This is a genomic window from Paraburkholderia sp. BR14320 (assembly GCF_040948665.1).
GTDB lineage: Bacteria > Pseudomonadota > Gammaproteobacteria > Burkholderiales > Burkholderiaceae > Paraburkholderia > Paraburkholderia youngii.
Genome location: NZ_JBFPKG010000001.1, coordinates 33,818 through 51,995 on the forward strand (window position 1 = coordinate 33,818; position 18,178 = coordinate 51,995).

13 protein-coding genes are annotated in these 18,178 nt (G+C 63.6%); 6 read left to right on the forward strand and 7 right to left on the reverse strand.

What is annotated here, in order from left to right:
* Positions 1-927 carry a LysR family transcriptional regulator gene (locus AB3X89_RS00205; protein WP_368581255.1) on the reverse strand — a complete coding sequence of 309 codons (927 nt, stop codon included), beginning with the start codon at positions 925-927 and terminating at the stop codon, positions 1-3.
* 131 nt (positions 928-1,058) lie between these two features.
* On the opposite strand from AB3X89_RS00205, the gene AB3X89_RS00210 reads away from it, so the two are divergent.
* Positions 1,059-2,453 (forward strand): MFS transporter, encoded by a 1,395-nt coding sequence (locus AB3X89_RS00210; protein WP_368581256.1) that lies wholly within the window; start codon positions 1,059-1,061, stop codon positions 2,451-2,453.
* On the opposite strand, the gene AB3X89_RS00215 is transcribed toward AB3X89_RS00210, so the two are convergent.
* The 3 genes from AB3X89_RS00215 to AB3X89_RS00225 all read right to left on the reverse strand — a co-directional run bounded on the left by AB3X89_RS00215 (position 2,434) and on the right by AB3X89_RS00225 (position 9,248).
* Positions 2,434-5,184: a glucosidase gene (locus AB3X89_RS00215; protein WP_368581257.1), complete on the reverse strand. Its 2,751-nt coding sequence runs from the start codon at positions 5,182-5,184 to the stop codon at positions 2,434-2,436. The genes AB3X89_RS00210 and AB3X89_RS00215 overlap by 20 nt on opposite strands.
* A gap of 50 nt (positions 5,185-5,234) precedes the next feature.
* Entirely contained in the window at positions 5,235-6,575 is a 1,341-nt protein-coding gene (locus AB3X89_RS00220) for an MFS transporter (RefSeq protein ID WP_368581258.1), read from the reverse strand.
* Positions 6,576-6,686: 111 nt separating this feature from the next.
* A complete protein-coding gene (locus tag AB3X89_RS00225; protein ID WP_368581259.1) occupies positions 6,687-9,248 on the reverse strand; it encodes an excinuclease ABC subunit A in 2,562 nt (853 codons plus the stop codon).
* 252 nt (positions 9,249-9,500) lie between these two features.
* Here AB3X89_RS00225 and AB3X89_RS00230 point away from each other — a divergent pair, with 252 nt between their 5' ends.
* Together AB3X89_RS00230 and AB3X89_RS00235 are read left to right on the forward strand one after the other, a co-directional pair.
* On the forward strand, positions 9,501-9,674 hold the full coding sequence (locus AB3X89_RS00230; protein WP_013093753.1) for a hypothetical protein: 174 nt from the start codon (positions 9,501-9,503) through the stop codon (positions 9,672-9,674).
* A 77-nt stretch (positions 9,675-9,751) separates the two neighbouring features.
* Entirely contained in the window at positions 9,752-10,165 is a 414-nt protein-coding gene (locus AB3X89_RS00235) for a hypothetical protein (protein WP_368581260.1), read from the forward strand.
* Here AB3X89_RS00235 and AB3X89_RS00240 read toward each other — a convergent pair.
* Positions 10,154-11,683: a CHAD domain-containing protein gene (locus tag AB3X89_RS00240; RefSeq protein WP_368581261.1), complete on the reverse strand. Its 1,530-nt coding sequence runs from the start codon at positions 11,681-11,683 to the stop codon at positions 10,154-10,156. The two genes, AB3X89_RS00235 and AB3X89_RS00240, sit on opposite strands and share 12 nt — an antisense overlap.
* A gap of 288 nt (positions 11,684-11,971) precedes the next feature.
* Here AB3X89_RS00240 and AB3X89_RS00245 point away from each other — a divergent pair, with 288 nt between their 5' ends.
* Both AB3X89_RS00245 and AB3X89_RS00250 read left to right on the forward strand, forming a co-directional pair.
* Positions 11,972-12,529 carry a TetR/AcrR family transcriptional regulator gene (locus AB3X89_RS00245; protein ID WP_368581262.1) on the forward strand — a complete coding sequence of 186 codons (558 nt, stop codon included), beginning with the start codon at positions 11,972-11,974 and terminating at the stop codon, positions 12,527-12,529.
* Between the two features lie 135 nt (positions 12,530-12,664).
* Positions 12,665-13,615 (forward strand): alpha/beta fold hydrolase, encoded by a 951-nt coding sequence (locus AB3X89_RS00250; protein WP_368581263.1) that lies wholly within the window; start codon positions 12,665-12,667, stop codon positions 13,613-13,615.
* A 33-nt stretch (positions 13,616-13,648) separates the two neighbouring features.
* On the opposite strand, the gene AB3X89_RS00255 is transcribed toward AB3X89_RS00250, so the two are convergent.
* On the reverse strand, positions 13,649-14,443 hold the full coding sequence (locus AB3X89_RS00255) for a DUF2182 domain-containing protein (RefSeq protein ID WP_368581671.1): 795 nt from the start codon (positions 14,441-14,443) through the stop codon (positions 13,649-13,651).
* A gap of 2 nt (positions 14,444-14,445) precedes the next feature.
* Positions 14,446-15,048, reverse strand: a complete 603-nt coding sequence (locus AB3X89_RS00260) for a DUF1326 domain-containing protein (RefSeq protein WP_018436175.1) — start codon at positions 15,046-15,048, stop codon at positions 14,446-14,448.
* A gap of 336 nt (positions 15,049-15,384) precedes the next feature.
* Between AB3X89_RS00260 and acnB the strand changes: the two genes are divergently transcribed.
* Positions 15,385-17,970, forward strand: coding sequence for a bifunctional aconitate hydratase 2/2-methylisocitrate dehydratase (acnB, locus tag AB3X89_RS00265; RefSeq protein WP_368581264.1), 2,586 nt, complete (start codon positions 15,385-15,387; stop codon positions 17,968-17,970).
* Positions 17,971-18,178: the final 208 nt, after the last annotated feature.

An 18,178-nucleotide genomic window follows, 5' to 3' on the forward strand; every position in this document is an offset into this window, starting at 1 on the left:
TCAAGCACCGTTGGGCGATGCCGCTTCCGCGCCGAAGCGTTCGACCATAAATTCAATAAAGCTCCGAAGCTTAGGCGACGTACGCCGCTCACGCAGATACAGCAGGTTCAGCGGCCGCTCGGGCGCGGCAAACGCCGGCAGCACTTCGACCAACCGTTTCGCTCGCAGATCCGCGGCCACGAGGACCTCGGGCAGCATGGCGATGCCCAGGCCGCGCAACACCGCCCGTCGCAGCGCTTCCGAATTGTCGATCCTCAGCCTGCCGTCGACGGGCACACGCACGCGGCCGTCCGGACCCTCGAGGCTCCATTCGGCCTGCGCCGCGTGCCATTCCGAGCGCGGCGGATACGCGTACGTCAGGCACTGATGCGAGCGCAGCGCGTCGGGCGATGACGGCGTGCCGTGCGCTGCCAGATACCCGCGTGACGCGCACAACACCAGACGGTACGGCTGCAGAGGCCGTGCGACGAGATCCGGATTGCCCAGCGCGCCGATCCGAACCGCCGCCTCGAAGCCGTCGTCGAGCAGGTCCGACAGCGCATCGGTGGCGACGATATCGAGCTTCACCTCGGGATAGCGCTCGTAGTAATCCGCGATCACCGGCATCAGGCATTCGTTGCTGAACACGACGGGCGCGGTTATGCGCAGGCGTCCGCGTGGCGTCGCGAGGTGATCGAGCGCGAGCCGTTCCGAATCGTCGATCAGCCCGAGGATCTCGATGCATCGTTCATAGTAGGCCTGCCCAAACGCGCTGATCTGCTGCTTGCGCGTGGTGCGATGGATGAGTGTCGCGCCTAGCCGCGTTTCCAGCGCCTGAAGATGATTGCCGACCATCGTCGGCGACAGGTCGCAGGCTACCGCCGCCGCCGTCAGGCTGCCGCTTTCGACTACGCGCACGAACACGGTCATCGCTTTGAGGAGGTCCATTCCCCAATAATAATTGGTTCTGTTGCCATTTGCCGTGCGTTTATCAATCTTCGCTGTGGGAATACAGTCCGCGTACACGGCGCTTGCGGCCCATCCCGGTGCCGCATCGCCCGACTTCCTGCACGGACATCATGCGCAAACAGCTCAGCTCACCGGCCCGGTCACCACGTCTTGCTTTGCTCGCGACGAGCCTCGGCTTCGTCATCATCTGTCTCGACGTCACGGTGGTGAACGTCGCGCTCGCACGAATGCGCGATGGCCTCGGCCTCGATTCGACGGCGCTGGAATGGGTCGTCAACGCGTACACGCTGGCGTTCGCGAGTCTGCTGCTGTCCGCTGGCGCATTGGCCGACCGGTTCGGCGCGCGGCGCATGTTCGTCGCTGGGTTCGTCGTGTTTACCTGCGCGTCGGTGGGGTGCGGGCTGTCGGATGGCGCGGCGCTGCTGGTTGGGTCGCGGGTGGTGCAGGGCATCGGCGCGGCGCTGTGCGTGCCGTCGTCGCTGGCGCTGCTCGGCGCGGCGTTCCCGGACCCGCATGCGCGGGCCAGGGCGGTTAGCGTCTGGGCGGGCACCGCGGCGCTCGCGCTGGGGGCGGGGCCGCTGGTCGGCGGCGTGCTCGTCGACCGCTTCGGCTGGCCGGCCATTTTTCTGATCAACGTGCCGATCGGCGTCGCGGGCATCTGGCTGACCATCGCTCATGCGCCCGACACGCAAGGTCACGCGGCGCGTCGCATCGACCTGGCCGGCCAGACGCTTGCCGTCGTTGCGTTGGTCGGGCTGACGTATGCGGTTGTCGAAAGCGGCAGGCTGGGCTGGACCAGCATGACCGTGTTGACCGGACTTGGCGTCGCGGCCGTTGCGGGCGGGCTGTTCGTCATCGTCGAGGCGCGGCAGGCGCAGCCGCTTTTACCGCTCGCGCTGTTCCGCCATGCCGCGGTGAACGTCAGCGCGTTAACGGGGCTGTCGCTGAATTTCGGCTACTACGGACTGATGTTTGCGATGAGTCTGTTTTTCCAGAACGCGCGTCACGACACACCGCTCGAAACCGGCCTCGCGTTCCTGCCGATGACAGCGGTAGTCGCAGTCGCAAACGTCGCGTCGGGTTCGCTCACCGCGCGTTTCGGTTATCGCCTGCCGATGCTTGTCGGCCAGGCACTGGCGGCGCTCGGCTATGTTTCGCTTGCGTTCGCGCGGGTGGATAGCGGTGCGCTAGGAGTCGCGCTGCCGCTGCTCACTGTTGGCGTCGGTGTCGCGCTCGCGGTGCCGTCGATCAACACCGCGGTGCTGGCGCACGTGGAACCGTCGTACATGGGCATTGCATCGGGCGTGTTGAACACCGCGCGTCAGATTGGCGGCGTGCTCGGCGTGGGGTTGTTCGGCGCCCTTGTGCGGCCGGAGTTCGACCATCTTGCCGAGGGTCTGCATCTGGCCGCGATCATGGCCGCTACTGTGACGCTTTTGAGCCTCCTAGGCATAGTCATGGGCCTCAAGACATCCGGAGCGATGGTCACGGACGGTGCGCGTTGAGAGCATTGTCGCTGCTGCCCGCCTCGTGCGCGGAAGCGCCGGCCATCACGCGCCAGCGGTCGCTGTCGAGTACGGTTCGAGCATCGATCCGCCCGAACATGTCCAACAGAGGTGCGACGAGGCCCGTCCAGCCGGTCTGATGACTGGCTCCGAGCCCCGCACCGTTGTCGCCGTGGAAATACTCGTAGAACAGGATCAGGTCGCGCCAGTGCGGATCGTCCTGAAACTTGCTGGTCCCGCCGTAGACGGGACGTCTTCCATCCGCATCGCGCAAGAACGTACCCGTCAGTCGCCGGACGATTTCCTGTGTCACCTCGAACAGCGTCATGTAATGCCCGGACCCGGTCGGGCATTGCACCTTGAACTCGTCGCCGAAAAAGCTGTAGAGGTTCATCAGTGCCCTGACAACGAGCAGGTTCACCGGCATCCATACCGGACCTCGCCAGTTGGAATTCCCGCCGAACATGCCCGTATTGGATTCGGCCGGCAGGTACTGCACTTTGTAATCGGTCCCGCCGATGTTGAGCACATACGGATGATCGAGGTGATAGCGGGAGAGCGAACGGATGCCATGCGGTCCGAGGAACTCATTCTCGTCGAGCAGGTATCCGAGCACGCGTTCGAGCTTGCGTCTGTTCAGGATCGACAGGAGCCTGCGCTCCCGATGGCCGATGAAGCCCGTATCCGTCGGCGCCACGTGCGCGAGCAGCTCCGGGTAGCGTTTGCGGAACTGGGCGATCAGCTCCATCAGTTTCGGATACCGTGTCACCGAATCTGTCTCGAATACTGTCGTCGCGCACAGCGGCAGCAGCCCCACCATCGACCTGATCTTCAGACGCATGGTCTGGCCGTCGGGAAGCCGCAGCAGATCATAGAAGAAGCCGTCATGCTCGTCCCACATGTCGTCCGGATGTTCGCCGCGCCTATCCATTGCATACGCGATCCACATGAAGTGCTGGACGAACCTGAAAGCGATCTCCTCGTACATCGGATCGTATTCCGTCAGGATGATCGCCATCTCCAGCATGCACTGGCAATAAAACGCCATCCACGCGGTTCCGTCCGCCTGTTCCAGCGATCCACCCGTCGGCAGCTGCGCGCTGCGATCGAACACCCCGATGTTGTCCAGCCCCAGAAAGCCGCCGGCGAACACGTTGCGTCCTGCCGGGTCCTTGCGATTGACCCACCAGTTGAAATTGAGCATCAGCCCCTGAAACGAGCGCTCGAGAAAGCGCGGGTCGGCCCGTCCCAGCTCTTTGCCGTACCGGTAGAGCCAAAGCGTGGCGGCCGCATGCACCGGAGGATTGACGTCGCTGAAGTTCCACTCGTAGGCCGGAATCTGGCCGCTCGGATGGACATACAAGGTGCGCAACATCAGCAGCAATTGCTCCTGCGCGAAATCGAAGTCGACGAGCGCCAGAGAGATCGTGTGGAACGCCAGATCCCAGGCCGCGTACCATGGGTATTCCCATTTGTCCGGCATCGAGATCACGTCCGCATTCAGCATGTGGAACCACCCGGTGTTGCGCACGTCGAGCCGCTCGCCGTCGAGCAACGGATGACTCCCATGCTCGCGCAGCCACAGTTCGAGATCGAAGTAGTAGTACTGCTTGCCCCACAACATGCCCGCCAACGCCTGACGATGCACCCGGCGCTGGTCTTCCGTCAGCGATTTCGGCGCGATGCGCGCGTAGAACTCGTCCGCATCGGCAATGCGTTCGTTGAAGGTGTTCTCGAAGCCGTCGAACGCGTTGTCGCGGCTCGCCGCGCTCAGGCGCAGCCGGATCGTCACGCTGTCGCCGCCGGGTACGTCGCATACGCAATGGGCCGCCGCCTTGGTTCCCGTTCTGGCGGGATTCACCGCCTCGCGTTGCCCGCCGATCACATACGCGTGGAACGCGTCCTTCACATACGGCGAAGCATTGGGCTGATTCCACAGACGCCGTGCATTGCTTTCGTTTTCCGTGAACAGCAGTTCCGTCGCGCCTTCGCAATAGAGCCAGTAGTCGCCCAGTTCATGATGGCGCGCCCGAATGACGCCCGGCGCGTCTTCGCACAGCGACGGCCTGGGATCGTCGTGGTTCTCCGACCACGTATTGCGAAACCATAGCGTCGGCAGGATTCGAAGCTGCGCCGCGTCCTGCCCGCGGTTGTGCACGCAAATGCGCACGAAGATGTCTTGTGGATCGCGCTTCGCGTATTCGACGAACACATCGAAATACCGGTCGTCATCGAATACGCCGGTATCGAGCAGTTCGTACTCGAGTTCTTCTCGCGATCGCTCGCGGTTCGTCTCGATCAGGTCGACGTACGGATATTCCCGCTGCGGGTACTTGTACAGATACTTCATGTACGAGTGCGTGGGCGTGCTGTCGACATAGAAGTAATATTCCTTCACGTCCTCGCCATGATTGCCTTCGCTATTGGTGAGCCCGAACAGGCGTTCCTTCAGAATCGGGTCGCGCCCGTTCCAGAGTGCGAGCGCGAAGCAGAGTCGCTGCTGGTCGTCGGATAGTCCGCCGAGCCCGTCTTCTCCCCACCTGTAAGCGCGCGAACGCGCCTGGTCGTGGGTGAAATAGTTCCAGGCGTCGCCATCTTCGCTGTAGTCCTCGCGGACGGTTCCCCATTGCCGCTCGCTCAGGTACGGCCCCCACTGCTTCCATGGCACTTGCGCCGTATGCGCGTCGTTCAAGCGTTTTTGTTCCGTGACATCGACGTCTGCGCGAGCCATTTCTGCCTCCGTTACGGCCGGATGAACCTGCAACAGGCGGGGCCGTGGCTCTATGACGATCGCCCGGCGAGTCCGCTGGATACGTGTTGCTGCGAAGCAATCCTGATGTGCGAGACGAACCACGCCGCGAGCACGAACCACCCCGCTGCGACGACGAACGCGACGACGTAGGCGGTTCCGGCACCCGCAAGCGCCTTCACCCACGACAGCATCCACCCGGTCGCCGCGGGGCCGAGGATCTGCGGCAGCACCATCGACACTTGCCAGATGCCCATGTCCTTGCCGCTGGATGCATCGTCTGGCAACACTTGCAGCGCGAGCGCCCAGTCGACGGCTTGATAGGTCCCGTAGGCGGCGCAGAAAACGAGTCCGACCGCGATCACCAGCGACAGGTTCGGATGCAGCGCCAGCATGACAAAGCCGATTGCGGCTCCGGCCATGATCCAGCTTGTCAGGCGGACGACGGGGACCGCGCCGTGGCGGTCGGCGAGCCGAGCACCCAACAGGCTGGCCGGGATCGCCAGCACCACGCCGACACCGAGAAGCCCGTTCATCACTCCGGTCGGATGACGAATGCCGATGACATCCTGCAGGTAGTACAACATGAAGGTGAAGATCGACCAGATTCCCATGTTGCCGAACAGACGGGTTACCAGCACCCAGTAAAAGTTTCGGTGGAGGCGCGGGTCGAGATAGAACGAGCGCAAGAACGCGAGGAGTTCGAACCGTTGATGGGATCTGACAGGCGTCGGCTCGCGCGAGCCGCGAATCGTCAGCCAAAGGCAGAGCAGCATGATCGCAATGAACGTGGCCACCGTCGGATAGAGGCGGCCCGGCGAATAGAGCACGACGAGCACCACGTTGCCACTGATGGTGCCGAGCACCGACATCACGTTGAGCCACGCGCTCGCGCGGTTGGTTTCCCGTTTGGGCACGACATCGGGCACCAGCCCGGCATACGGACCCGCCGCCCAGTTCCACCAGAACTGCAGATTCAGGAACGCGAGTGCATACAGCCATACGCTCGCCCCTCTGTTGAACGAAGCAAGCCATACCAGGGCAACCGCAGTGCCGAACACGCCGGTGACGAGAAACGATCGCCGACGTCCATGTTTTGCGATGGAGCGATCTGAAAGGGCGCCGGCCAGCGGCGCCACGATCATTGCAACGAACGCGCCGGACGCAATGACGGAGCCGGCCACCCCTTCCTTCAATGCGGCATCGCGTCCGAGCATTTCGGCGACCTGTGACGGCACCAGCACCGGAACGACCGTCATCCATTGGGTAAACAGCGCAAACCACAGCGACGCGATCTGTATGTGACTGAGCGTCGTCAGGCGAGGGGCGGGCGGTCTGGTCGACACATTCGAGACTGGACTGGATAGGGGCATGTCAGAGGTCCATGTGCGTCGCGCGTTTTGCTGCCCGCTCAGTGCTTGCTACCTGACGGGCCTGCAGAGAAAGCTTAGAACACTGATCGGTCTTATGCATGCGTCCCCAGCTCAAGCCACGAGGTGTTGCCGCAGATACACGGCCGTGCGGCTTTCCTTCCTGCACGCGACTTCGGCCGGCGTGCCGCTCGCCACGATCGTCCCGCCGGCGTCGCCGGCGCCCGGGCCGACGTCGATGACCCAGTCGCTCTGCGCGGCCACCCGCATGTCGTGCTCGACCACCACCACGGTATTGCCCACCTCGACGAGCCGTTGCAGTTGCACCATCAGCCGGTCCACATCGGCGGCATGGAGGCCGGTCGTCGGTTCGTCGAGGATGTACAAGGTGTCCCCGCGCTGTGCGCGTTGCAGTTCGGTGGCGAGCTTGATGCGCTGCGCCTCGCCGCCCGATAGCTCGGTGGCGGGCTGGCCGAGCCGCAGATAGCCGAGGCCGATGTCGCGCAGCGCATTCAGCGCGCGCATCACGCCCGGCTCATCGGCAAAGAAGCTGCACGCGGCATCGACGGTCAGGCCCAGCACCTCGGCGATGTTTTTATCGCGCCACGTGATCTCCAGCGTCGATGCGTTATAGCGGGTGCCGTGACAGGTCGAACAAGGCGCATACACGCTCGGCAGAAATAGCAATTCGACGCTGACGAAGCCTTCGCCTTCGCAGGTCGGGCAGCGGCCTTGCGCGACGTTGAACGAGAAGCGCCCGGCGCTATAGCGACGCTTGCGCGCGCTGGGCGTGTCCGCGAACAGCTTGCGCACGTGGTCGAACAGACCTGTGTAGGTCGCGAGGTTGGAACGCGGCGTGCGTCCGATCGGCTTCTGATCGACACGTACGAGCCGGCGCAGCGCGTCCATGCCGTCGGCGATATGGCCGCTCGTGGGCGTCGTCGCGGTGGCGAGCAGCGGGTCCGGTTCGTCATCGTCCGGGCTTTCGATGATCTTTCCCAGCCGCCGCGCGACCAGTTCCGGGAGCGCCTGGCTCACGAGGCTCGATTTGCCGGAGCCCGAGACGCCGGTGACCGTCGTCAGGCAGCCGAGCGGGAACGCGGCGTTCAAGCCGTGCAGGTTGTTGCGCGTGATATTGGCGAGCCGCAGCCAGCCGGCGGCGTCGCGCGGTACGCGATCGACTTGCGCGGGCGGGGCGAACAGATGGCGGCGCGTCTGTGACGCCTCGACCGTCGCGAGTCCCTGCGGCGGCCCGCTATAAATCACGTGACCGCCCGCTTCGCCGGCCGCCGGACCGACATCGACCAGCCAGTCGGCGCGCCGCATCATCTGCAAATCGTGCTCGACGACGAACAGCGAATTACCTGCCGCCTTCAGTTCCTGCAGCGCGCTGAAAAGCGCTTCGCCATCGGCGGGATGCAAGCCGGCCGATGGCTCGTCGAGCACGTACACGACACCGAAGAGTTGCGACGACAATTGCGTGGCCAGTCGCAAGCGCTGCAATTCACCCGACGACAGCGTCGGCGTGCCACGTTCGAGCGCGAGATAGCCGAGGCCCAGCTCGACCAGCGTGGTCAGGCGTTCCAGCAGTTCGGCGGCGATCCGCTGCGCGGCGAGGCGTTTCTCCCCGGACAGGTTCGGCGTGCGCCGGACATCGGGCGACGCCTTGTGCGCGGAGCCGCCGGCGGCGACCCGCTTGTCGACGGCGTCACGCATCGCGCTTTTGCTGAGTACGCTGCCCTGGCCGGTGGTCGACGTCTGCGGCTCCGGCCATTCGCCGCGTGCAATCGGCGCGAGAATCGCGGCGAGTTCGGCGAGCGGCAACTGTGAAAACTCGCCGATATCCAATCCGGCGAATTTCACCGACAGCGCTTCTTTCTTGAGCCGTTTGCCATCGCAAGCCGGGCACTCGCTGCCGACCATGTACTGCGACACGCGCTTTTTCATCAGCGCGCTTTGGGTGGTCGCAAAGGTGTGCAGCACGTACCGGCGCGCGCTCGTGAACGTGCCCTGATAGCTCGGCTCGTCCTTGCGTCTGAGCGCGGCGCGGGTCTCCTTCGGCGTGAGGCCGGCATAGACGGGCACGGTCGGCTGTTCGTCGGTGAAGAGAATCCAGTCGCGATCCTTTTTCGGCAGATCGCGCCACGGCGTGTCGACGTCGTAGCCGAGGGTCACGAGGATGTCGCGCAGATTCTGCCCGTGCCACGCCGGCGGCCACGCTGCGATCGCGCGCTCGCGGATCGTGAGCGAGTCGTCGGGCACCATCGATTTCTCGGTGACCTGGTACACGCGGCCCAATCCATGGCAGGTCGGGCAGGCGCCTTGCACCGTGTTCGGAGAAAAGTCCTCGGCGAACAGCATCGGCTGTTTCGGGGGATAGTCACCGGTTCGCGAATACAGCATGCGCACGAGGCTCGACAGCGTCGTCACGCTGCCCACCGATGAACGCGCGCTCGGTGCGCCTCGTTGCTGTTGCAGCGCAACCGCGGGCGGCAGCCCTTCGATCGCATCGACTTCGGGCACGCCGACCTGTTCGATCAGGCGCCTCGCATACGGCGCGACCGATTCGAAGTAGCGCCGCTGCGCCTCCGCGTACAGCGTGCCGAACGCCAGCGATGATTTGCCCGAGCCCGACACGCCCGTGAACACGACCAGCGCATCGCGTGGAATCTGCACGTCGACGTTTTACAGATTGTGCTCGCGCGCGCCTCGCACGCATACGAAGCCGGTGCGACCACCGGACGGCGGCGCGTTTGGGCGGGGTGGGGTGCGGGGAGCGTCCATATCGATCGGTAATAGAAGAGGGCGCTGCCTGCAGGGCCGCGCAAACGGTGATGTGGGACGCACAGACTATGCCAGACACGTCGGCAGATGACATCAGGCGCGCAATGTGCTTAGAGATAGGCCCGTGGATCAAGGAGAACAACGATGACCCTGCTCATCTATCTGGTCGGATGGATCATTTTCATTGGTGGCGTCGCGTGGGGATTGATGGCGCTGCATGTCGCGCAGCACATCATTGCCATCGTGGCCGTGATACTGCTCGGCATCGCGGTGATTACGGGCGCCACGCGAGCGCGTAATCGAGATCGGTCGTCATAGCGAAGTTCCACGCTACGGCGCGCTCGCGATGTACCATTTCCGCGTGGAATCTCACGCCGGACATCGTGGAGCACATCATGGGAAGCGCATGGAAACGCCGCTTCAAACTGCTTGTCCAGCGTTTCTGGCAGCCAACCAGCGCGTGCATGACCTGTATGCCGGGGAGCTGGGGCAACGTGATGAGCCTCACGCACTGGGCGATCGCATTCAAGACCGGGCTGCTCACCGGTGTGCTCGCGCTGCTGCTCACCTTCACGCCGGCGGCGAAGTGGTACGGGAATCGCTATAGCAACGCACTGCTCGTCGGTTGCCTGACCGCCATCGGCGATGCCTATTCTCATCTGAGCCACTACCGCTTTCATGCGCTCGAACACATCGCGACAGGGGTCATGTCAGGCCTGTTTGCGCTCGCTGCGTCGTACCTGTTCGAGGATCGCGCGCGCCGCGTGCGCGCGGCATGGTCGCGCTTGTTCGGACCATCAGTGCGGTGACGAAAGCAGCTTGAAGCGCTTCCACAGCTTCTTCAATGTCCGATGATCGGCAGCGACCCGCGACGCGAGGAAGCCACGTGCGAAGGCCGCGCCCGAGGCCGCCTCGGGCGCCGTCGTCAGCAGCGACTTCAGCAGCTGATCGGCGACGACGGCATCGTTGCGCCAGCCGAGATCGTCCTGAAGCGCGGTGAGCGCCTCGACATAGTGGCGGACGACCCGCCGCGGGCATAGCGACGCGAAGAACTCGGTGGCGTATCGAACTTTCTTCGCCGCGATGCGGGCGCGGTGACGGCTGTGATCGTCGAGATCGGCCAAACCCTTGCCACGTTTGATCAGTTTCTTGTGCCGACGGCGCAGAACATCGGCGGCGAAGGGCTTCACCGGGCTGCTGATCACGTCGCGCTGTTCGTCGGACATCTCATCTCGCCAACCCTTGCGGCTCACCCAGAGCGCCAGCTGGAGCGCGAGCCGCGTATAGCGAACCGATTCGACCGCGGCCGCCGCGCGCTGCCGGTTGTTGACCGCAATCTGCTCGCAAGCCTCTCTGACGGGGCGGATCTCTTCCGTACCGCCGTCGGCGCCGGCATGTTCGAGCGTCGATCCCGCGAGCACTTCCCAGTCGCGCGCGGCGCCGAGTTCCGAGGCAATCCAGCGCAACTCCTCGTCGAAGCCGGGAGCGGCGGGGATGACCTTCGCAAACAGGTCGAGGGCCGAACGCAAGCGGCGAAGCCCCACGCGCATCTGATGGACGCTCGATGGATCGTGGCCCGACACGACGCCCAGCTCATTCGCGTGGACCTGGTCCAGACAGTTGCGCACAATCACGCAGAATGCATCCTCGATCGAATCGCGCTTGTCCAGTCGCACCGGTTGCGCTTTCACCGCCTCGCTGTGCTCGGCTACCAGCAGTGCATACCCGATATCGGCCTTGCTGCGATGATCGATACGCAGCGGCACGGTTTCGAGCATTTCCAGCGCGACGCGGTACAGCATGTCCGGATCGCCCTGTTTCAATTCCAGTTCCACGGCGGCGATCTGCACCGAGCCCGGCTCCGCCTCGATGGTTCCTTCGTCCAGAGCAAGCTCGAGTTCGTATCCGGACGGCTGGCGCAGCGCAAATGCCGAGCGGTTGATCCGCGTGACGAATACGGGCTTCAGTTGGGCGGGAACGGTCTCGTCGCGAATCAGCTTCCCGCAGTCGCTGTCGTCGGGGATCTGGTCGCACAGCAGCTTCAGATCGGGCACGTCGCTCGTCACGGGCATCTCGAACTCGTCCCTGTCGAACAGCCCCGCCTTGGCCGAGCCTTCGAGCTTCAGCGTCTGGATTTTCTCGTTGCCGACGCTGCGCACGCGCAGGGAAGCCCCGCACCAGTGAAATGAAAACTCCGGTGTATCGAAATAGGTGCTGGTCAGCAGGTGAGGCGTTCCCGCTGTGGCTTCCGATTGCGCGAGTATCGATGCGTTGCGCAATTTGCCGAGATCTTCGTTCGCAACGCGCAGCTTTAGCTCCCGTTCCATGCCGCCTCCGAAATGAGCACCATACCGTCAGACTACACCGGATTCGCTGGAGCGCGTCGCGCCCGATCGCCCCGAGTGACCGCGCCGATAGAAGTTGTGCACAGAAAAAGTGGATAAGGCGGTGGACAAGTTTTGCACGACTGCCTCGAAACCGGAGCGCGGTTTTCGGAACCCTACGCGACGGGACATCTTGATTAGGAAATGACCATTTCCTATAATCGCGCCATGACCGCACGCCACCATCCTGCCAGACAGCCTCGAGCTCCAGGTCGTCCTCGCGAATTCGATATGGACATCGCGCTGGACGGCGCAATCCAGATTTTTCGCGAACGCGGCTATCAGGGGACGTCTCTCGGCGATCTCGGTGCCGCGATGGGCCTCACGGCCGGCAGTATCTACAAGGCGTTCACCGATAAGCGAGCGGTGTTCCTTGCCGCGCTCGAGCGCTACATCCATCTACGAAATAGCCAGTTGCAAAGGCTGCTCGACGCGGAGCAGACGGGCCGCGACAAGGTACGGGCCGTTCTGCGGTTTTATGCCGAGTCTGCAATCGGCGACGAGGGCAAGCGGGGCTGTCTCGTAGTCGGAAGCGCGATCGATCTGCTGGCCTTCGATGATGAGGTCGCGGGTCATGTCGCCGCTTCTTTGCAGCGAACCGAGCGGCTGTTGTGCCGTCTGATCCGGCTGGGCCAGACAGACGGTTCGATCGCGGCTGCCGTGGATGCGGACGCTACCGGCCGCGCCCTGCTGAGTTTGACGCAAGGTTTGAGGGTCGTCGGCAAAGTCGGGCGGCCCCGGGCGCACATAATGGCGGCGGCGGAGCAGGCCATGCGTCTGCTGGACTAAGCACAGCCAGATATAGCATCGCATCAGTTACCAGTGCTGCTCGCCAAGTTAGGAAATGACTATTTCCTAAGGTAAACCGCCGATGAGAAACAGCCGTTCAACGATGTAATCACTCAACCCAAAGGAGTCTCGTTCGTGAAAGCACTTCACTCGCCCATGCCATCTGGGAGTTCCGAAATCGTAAGCACGCTGCCAGCATCAAGGCCCGTTCCGGGGTTGGAAGGATTCGAGCACAAGTTCGCAACCGTAGACGGACTGAGACTGCACTACGTCACCGGTGGAAACCCACAGGGTGACGTGATCGTGTTGCTCGCGGGCTTTCCGCAGAGCTGGTTCGCGTGGCGCAACGTGATCGCGCTGCTTGCAAAGACCTATCGAATCGTCGCACCGGACCTTCCCGGACAAGGTGATTCGGATCGTCCTATGGACGGCTACGACACGCAGACCCTTGCGAGCCATGTCCACGGTTTGCTCCAGCAACTCGGAGTGAGCCGGTACTTTCTCGCCGGACACGACATTGGAGCGTGGGTGGCTTTTCCTTACGCGGTGATGTTCGCCGACGAGGTCCGTCGCCTTGCGCTGCTGGATGCGGGGATCCCCGGCGTGACGTTGCCCGATGCGTTGCCGATCGCGCCCGAGCGTGCATGGCGTACCTGGCATTTTGCTTTTCACGTCCTACCGGATCTGCCGGAAGTGCTGCTTGCCGGCAAGGAGCGCGAATACCTCGACTGGTTTTTGCGGCGAAAGACGGCCAATCCCGACACGTTCACTGACGCCGATATCGATGAATATCTGCGGATTCTGAAGAAAGACGGCGGCTTGCGCGCGGGTCTTGCGTATTACCGCGCCGCGCACGTGTCCGCCCGGCAGAACGCGGAATTGAAGCAGCGAGGCAGGCTCGATTTGCCACTGCTGACGCTCGGTTCCGATCAAGGCTCCATCGCCGATATGGCGACCCCTCTGCGAGCCTTTTTCACCGACGTCCAAGGCCGCACCATTAGTCACTGCGGGCACTTCATTCCAGAAGAACAACCGCGCGCGGTTGCCGACGAACTCGCGGCATTCTTTGGAAGCGCAGAGCGATAACGGGGCAGGTGCGTGCAGGCCGCCGGGCACGGCTCAGGCAATGAGGGAGGAGTGCTGTACGACGATCCACGCGGACCATGCAAGCAACGCGACGCCGAGCGGCTTGCCGATCGACCTGCCCCAGCGGAAATTCTTCTCGGCCGACATGATCGCGCCCAGCGCCAGCATCCAGCCGACACTGCCGGTGCCGACCGCGAACATCAGCAGCATCAGCGCCCAACAGCAGCCGACGCAGAACGCGCCGTGACTGATGCCGAGCACGAAGCTCTCGCGGCGCGCGCTTTTGCCCCGCCAATGCCCGGTGATGAACATCAGCGGCGAGCGGCATTTGTCGAGACATCGATGTTTGAGGCTGCTGAACTGATAGAGGCCCGCGAGCGCGACGATCGCCGCGCCGATCAGCCAGCCTTTCGCAAGCAAGCTCGGAACTTGCGCGGCGACCAGATGGAGCGCCGCGTCGAAGCCGTGCGCGACCACGCCGAACAGCGCCCACGTCGTCGCATAACCGACGATCAGAAGCGCCATCAGCGTGCGCCGGTTGTCGTGCGCGACGGTCATCCGCCGGAAGGTGTCGAACAGCGGGAAGGCGCTCGGCAGCATCATCGCCGCGATCATCAGCAGCCATGCGGCGCTGTGCAGCAGCGCCGCGATCGTGACGCTAGCACCGGGCATCGCGCGGCATATCGGGCCGACGAGCGGCAGTTCGTCCCAGCTTGTGTGACGCAGGTAACGCGCATAAGGCCCCGCGTCCCACGCCCATAACGCGATCCACGCGCTGCTCGTCAATGCGACGAAGAGCGGCGCGAACAGCCGCGAGCGTGCGAGCATCTTCACGACGCGAAGTTGAACGATCCCTGAATGGCGTTATGTCCGCTCAACGCGAGATCGAGATCGAGCTTTTCGTGCCGCAGGCGGAAAGAGTTCGCCTTGCCGACGAAAGCAGGGGAGCCCGGTATCGTCGAAAAGATGCTTTCGACCAGCTTGGTCGGCTCGCCGGTCGGGCCGCGATAAGGTTCCAACTCGGCATCGATTGCTTCGCCGACTTTCATCCTGCCCTTGCCGTCGACGACCGTGTATTCGATCGGCACGCGTTCCACCGACACGACTTCGCCGATCAACTGCACGAGATCCGCGAGGGGGCCGCCGCGCTCGCCACGGTGCACGCTTACCAGAGCATCGAATTGCGCGTCGCTCGCGCGCTCGTCGACGAACATCGCGACGCGCCAGCCGCCTTTGAGCACATTGCCGGGAATGAACGCCGCGAACGCGATCGTCAGGCCCGATACATCGACGCCGTCGATCGTGCCTCGCTCGTAGTGGTAAGCCATCGCACTGCGGCACGAGCCGTTGTCGGGATCTTCTCCGATCCAGCAAGGACACAGCACCTTGCATTCGCACACTTCGAGGATGCTGCCCATCAGTTGATAGCTCATTTGCACCTCCGCCGCCGGTTGAATCCGGCCGGGAAGAACATCGCCGGACATCCTCAGTTGTAGGCGTTAAGCGGGCAGTAATCAAAGCATTCGAGCGACGGCGAATGATTGAAACGGCTTACACAGTCGGTGCTTTTGCGATGGCGGGGAAGCGTGCGCACAGCACCCGAAGCGCATCGAGCATCGCCGGTGTCCGCTGGCCAACTCTTATATAAGACATAAGACATTTGACCGTGGAGGGGGATTGCAATTAAAATCGCGATCGAAGCAGTGCCCGGCACAGCTTGGAGTGCCTAAAAAGCCTTTCCCTGAAACGCAAATACCAGCAGGTCCCCCATGCTTGAAAACTTTCGTGCTCACGTGGCCGCACGCGCCGCGCTCGGCATTCCTCCCCTGCCGCTGACGGCTCAGCAGACCGCCGAGCTGGTCGAGCTCCTGACGAACCCGCCCGCTGGCGAAGAGCAGACGCTGCTCGACCTGATCACCAACCGCGTGCCCGCCGGCGTGGACGAAGCAGCCCGCGTGAAGGCAGGTTTCCTCGCCGCGGTGGCCAAAGGCGAGACCGCCTGCGCACTGATCTCGCGCGAGCGCGCCACCGAACTGCTCGGCACGATGCTGGGCGGCTACAACATCCAGCCGCTGATCGAACTGCTGTCCGACGCCGAAGTGGGCACCGTGGCCGCCGACGCGCTGAAGAAAACCCTGCTGATGTTCGACCAGTTCCACGACGTCAAGGAACTGGCCGACAAGGGCAACGCCAATGCGAAGGCCGTGATGCAAAGCTGGGCCGACGCCGAATGGTTCACGAGCCGTCCGGAAGTGCCGCAAAGCCTGACCATCACCGTGTTCAAGGTGACGGGCGAAACCAATACCGACGACCTGTCGCCGGCTCCGGACGCGACCACCCGTCCGGACATCCCGCTGCACGCGCTGGCGATGCTGAAGAACGCGCGCCCCGGCATCACGCCGGAAGAAGACGGCAAGCGCGGCCCGGTCAAGTTCATCGAGTCGCTGAAGGAAAAGGGCCACCTGGTCGCGTACGTGGGCGACGTGGTCGGCACCGGCTCCTCGCGCAAGTCGGCCACCAACTCGGTGCTGTGGTTCACGGGCGAAGACATCCCCTTCATCCCGAACAAGCGCTTCGGCGGCGTGTGCCTCGGCGGCAAAATCGCTCCGATCTTCTACAACACGATGGAAGACGCCGGCGCGCTGCCGATCGAACTCGACGTGTCGAAGATGGAAATGGGCGACGTGGTCGAACTGCGCCCGTACGAAGGCAAGGCGCTAAAGAACGGCGAAGTGATCGCCGAGTTCCAGGTCAAGTCCGACGTGCTGTTCGACGAAGTGCGCGCCGGCGGCCGCATTCCGCTGATCGTCGGCCGCGGCCTGACCGCCAAGGCGCGTGAAGCGCTGGGTCTCGCTCCGTCGACGCTGTTCCGCCTGCCGAAGCAGCCGGCCAACAGCGGCAAGGGCTTCTCGCTGGCGCAGAAGATGGTCGGCCGTGCTTGCGGTCTGCCGGAAGGCCAGGGCGTTCGCCCGGGCACGTACTGCGAACCGAAGATGACCTCGGTCGGCTCGCAGGACACCACCGGCCCGATGACCCGCGACGAACTGAAGGACCTGGCGTGCCTCGGCTTCTCGGCCGATCTCGTGATGCAGTCGTTCTGCCACACTGCCGCTTATCCGAAGCCGGTCGACGTGAAGACCCACCAGACGCTGCCGAACTTCATCAGCAACCGTGGCGGCATCGCGCTGCGCCCGGGCGACGGCGTGATCCACTCGTGGCTGAACCGCATGCTGCTGCCCGACACCGTCGGCACCGGCGGCGACTCGCACACGCGCTTCCCGATTGGCATCAGCTTCCCGGCAGGTTCGGGTCTGGTCGCGTTCGCGGCCGCCACCGGCACGATGCCGCTGGACATGCCGGAATCGGTGCTGGTCCGCTTCAAGGGCAAGATGCAGCCGGGCGTGACCCTGCGTGACCTGGTCAACGCGATTCCGCTGTACGCGATCAAGCAGGGCACGCTGACGGTTGCCAAGCAAGGCAAGAAGAACATCTTCTCCGGCCGCATTCTCGAAATCGAAGGCCTGCCCGATCTGAAGGTCGAGCAAGCGTTCGAACTGTCGGATGCTTCCGCCGAACGTTCGGCCGCCGGTTGCACGGTGCACCTGAACAAGGAACCGATCATCGAATACCTGAACAGCAACGTCACGCTGCTCAAGTGGATGATCGCCCAGGGCTACCAGGACCCGCGCAGCCTGCAGCGCCGCATCAAGGCGATGGAGCAGTGGCTGGCCGACCCGCAACTGCTGTCGCCGGATGCCGACGCCGAGTACGCGGCCGTCATCGAGATCGACCTCGCCGACATCCACGAGCCGATCGTGGCCTGCCCGAACGATCCGGACGACGTGAAGACGCTGTCGGACGTGGCCGGTGCCAAGATCGACGAAGTGTTCATCGGCTCGTGCATGACCAACATCGGTCACTTCCGCGCCGCGTCGAAGCTGCTCGAAGGCAAGCGCGACATCCCGGTCAAGCTGTGGGTGGCTCCGCCGACCAAGATGGATCAGAAGCAGCTGACCGAGGAAGGCCACTACGGCGTGTTCGGCACGGCTGGTGCGCGTACCGAAATGCCGGGCTGCTCGCTGTGCATGGGCAACCAGGCCCAGGTGCGCGAAGGCGCGACGGTCATGTCGACGTCGACCCGCAACTTCCCGAACCGCCTCGGCAAGAACACGAACGTGTACCTCGGCTCGGCGGAACTGGCGGCGATCTGCTCGCGTCTGGGCAAGATCCCGACCAAGGAAGAGTACATGGCCGATATGGGCGTGCTCAACGCCAACGGCGACAAGATCTATCAATACATGAACTTCGACCAGATCGAGGACTTCAAGGAAGTCGCCGACGGCGTGACGATGTAAGTGTGCTGTCGGGCTACGGCGTGTTGTTCGCGTCGTAGCGCCACGAAATGGCGCCGCGGGCTGAATGCCTGCGGCGCCATTTTTTTTGCGTTGGTTTCGGATGTCCTGGCGTCCGATCCCCGGCCGGCGCTCTCTGCACTGTCCGCCAATCCCGGGTCGACAACCCAGCCAACCCGTCCGACAATGCTTTGCGAAACACGGTCGAACG

Bases quoted from the DNA above. Each gene is read 5' to 3' on its own strand.
- AB3X89_RS00205 (WP_368581255.1), bottom strand. From the start codon at position 927: ATGGACCTCCTCAAAGCGATGACCGTGTTCGTGCGCGTAGTCGAAAGC.
- AB3X89_RS00260 (WP_018436175.1), bottom strand. From the start codon at position 15,048: ATGAGCTATCAACTGATGGGCAGCATCCTCGAAGTGTGCGAATGCAAG.
- AB3X89_RS00235 (WP_368581260.1), top strand. From the start codon at position 9,752: ATGGGAAGCGCATGGAAACGCCGCTTCAAACTGCTTGTCCAGCGTTTC.
- AB3X89_RS00220 (WP_368581258.1), bottom strand. From the start codon at position 6,575: ATGCCCCTATCCAGTCCAGTCTCGAATGTGTCGACCAGACCGCCCGCC.
- AB3X89_RS00215 (WP_368581257.1), bottom strand. From the start codon at position 5,184: ATGGCTCGCGCAGACGTCGATGTCACGGAACAAAAACGCTTGAACGAC.
- AB3X89_RS00210 (WP_368581256.1), top strand. From the start codon at position 1,059: ATGCGCAAACAGCTCAGCTCACCGGCCCGGTCACCACGTCTTGCTTTG.
- AB3X89_RS00240 (WP_368581261.1), bottom strand. From the start codon at position 11,683: ATGGAACGGGAGCTAAAGCTGCGCGTTGCGAACGAAGATCTCGGCAAA.
- AB3X89_RS00230 (WP_013093753.1), top strand. From the start codon at position 9,501: ATGACCCTGCTCATCTATCTGGTCGGATGGATCATTTTCATTGGTGGC.
- AB3X89_RS00245 (WP_368581262.1), top strand. From the start codon at position 11,972: ATGGACATCGCGCTGGACGGCGCAATCCAGATTTTTCGCGAACGCGGC.
- AB3X89_RS00255 (WP_368581671.1), bottom strand. From the start codon at position 14,443: ATGCTCGCACGCTCGCGGCTGTTCGCGCCGCTCTTCGTCGCATTGACG.
- acnB (WP_368581264.1), top strand. From the start codon at position 15,385: ATGCTTGAAAACTTTCGTGCTCACGTGGCCGCACGCGCCGCGCTCGGC.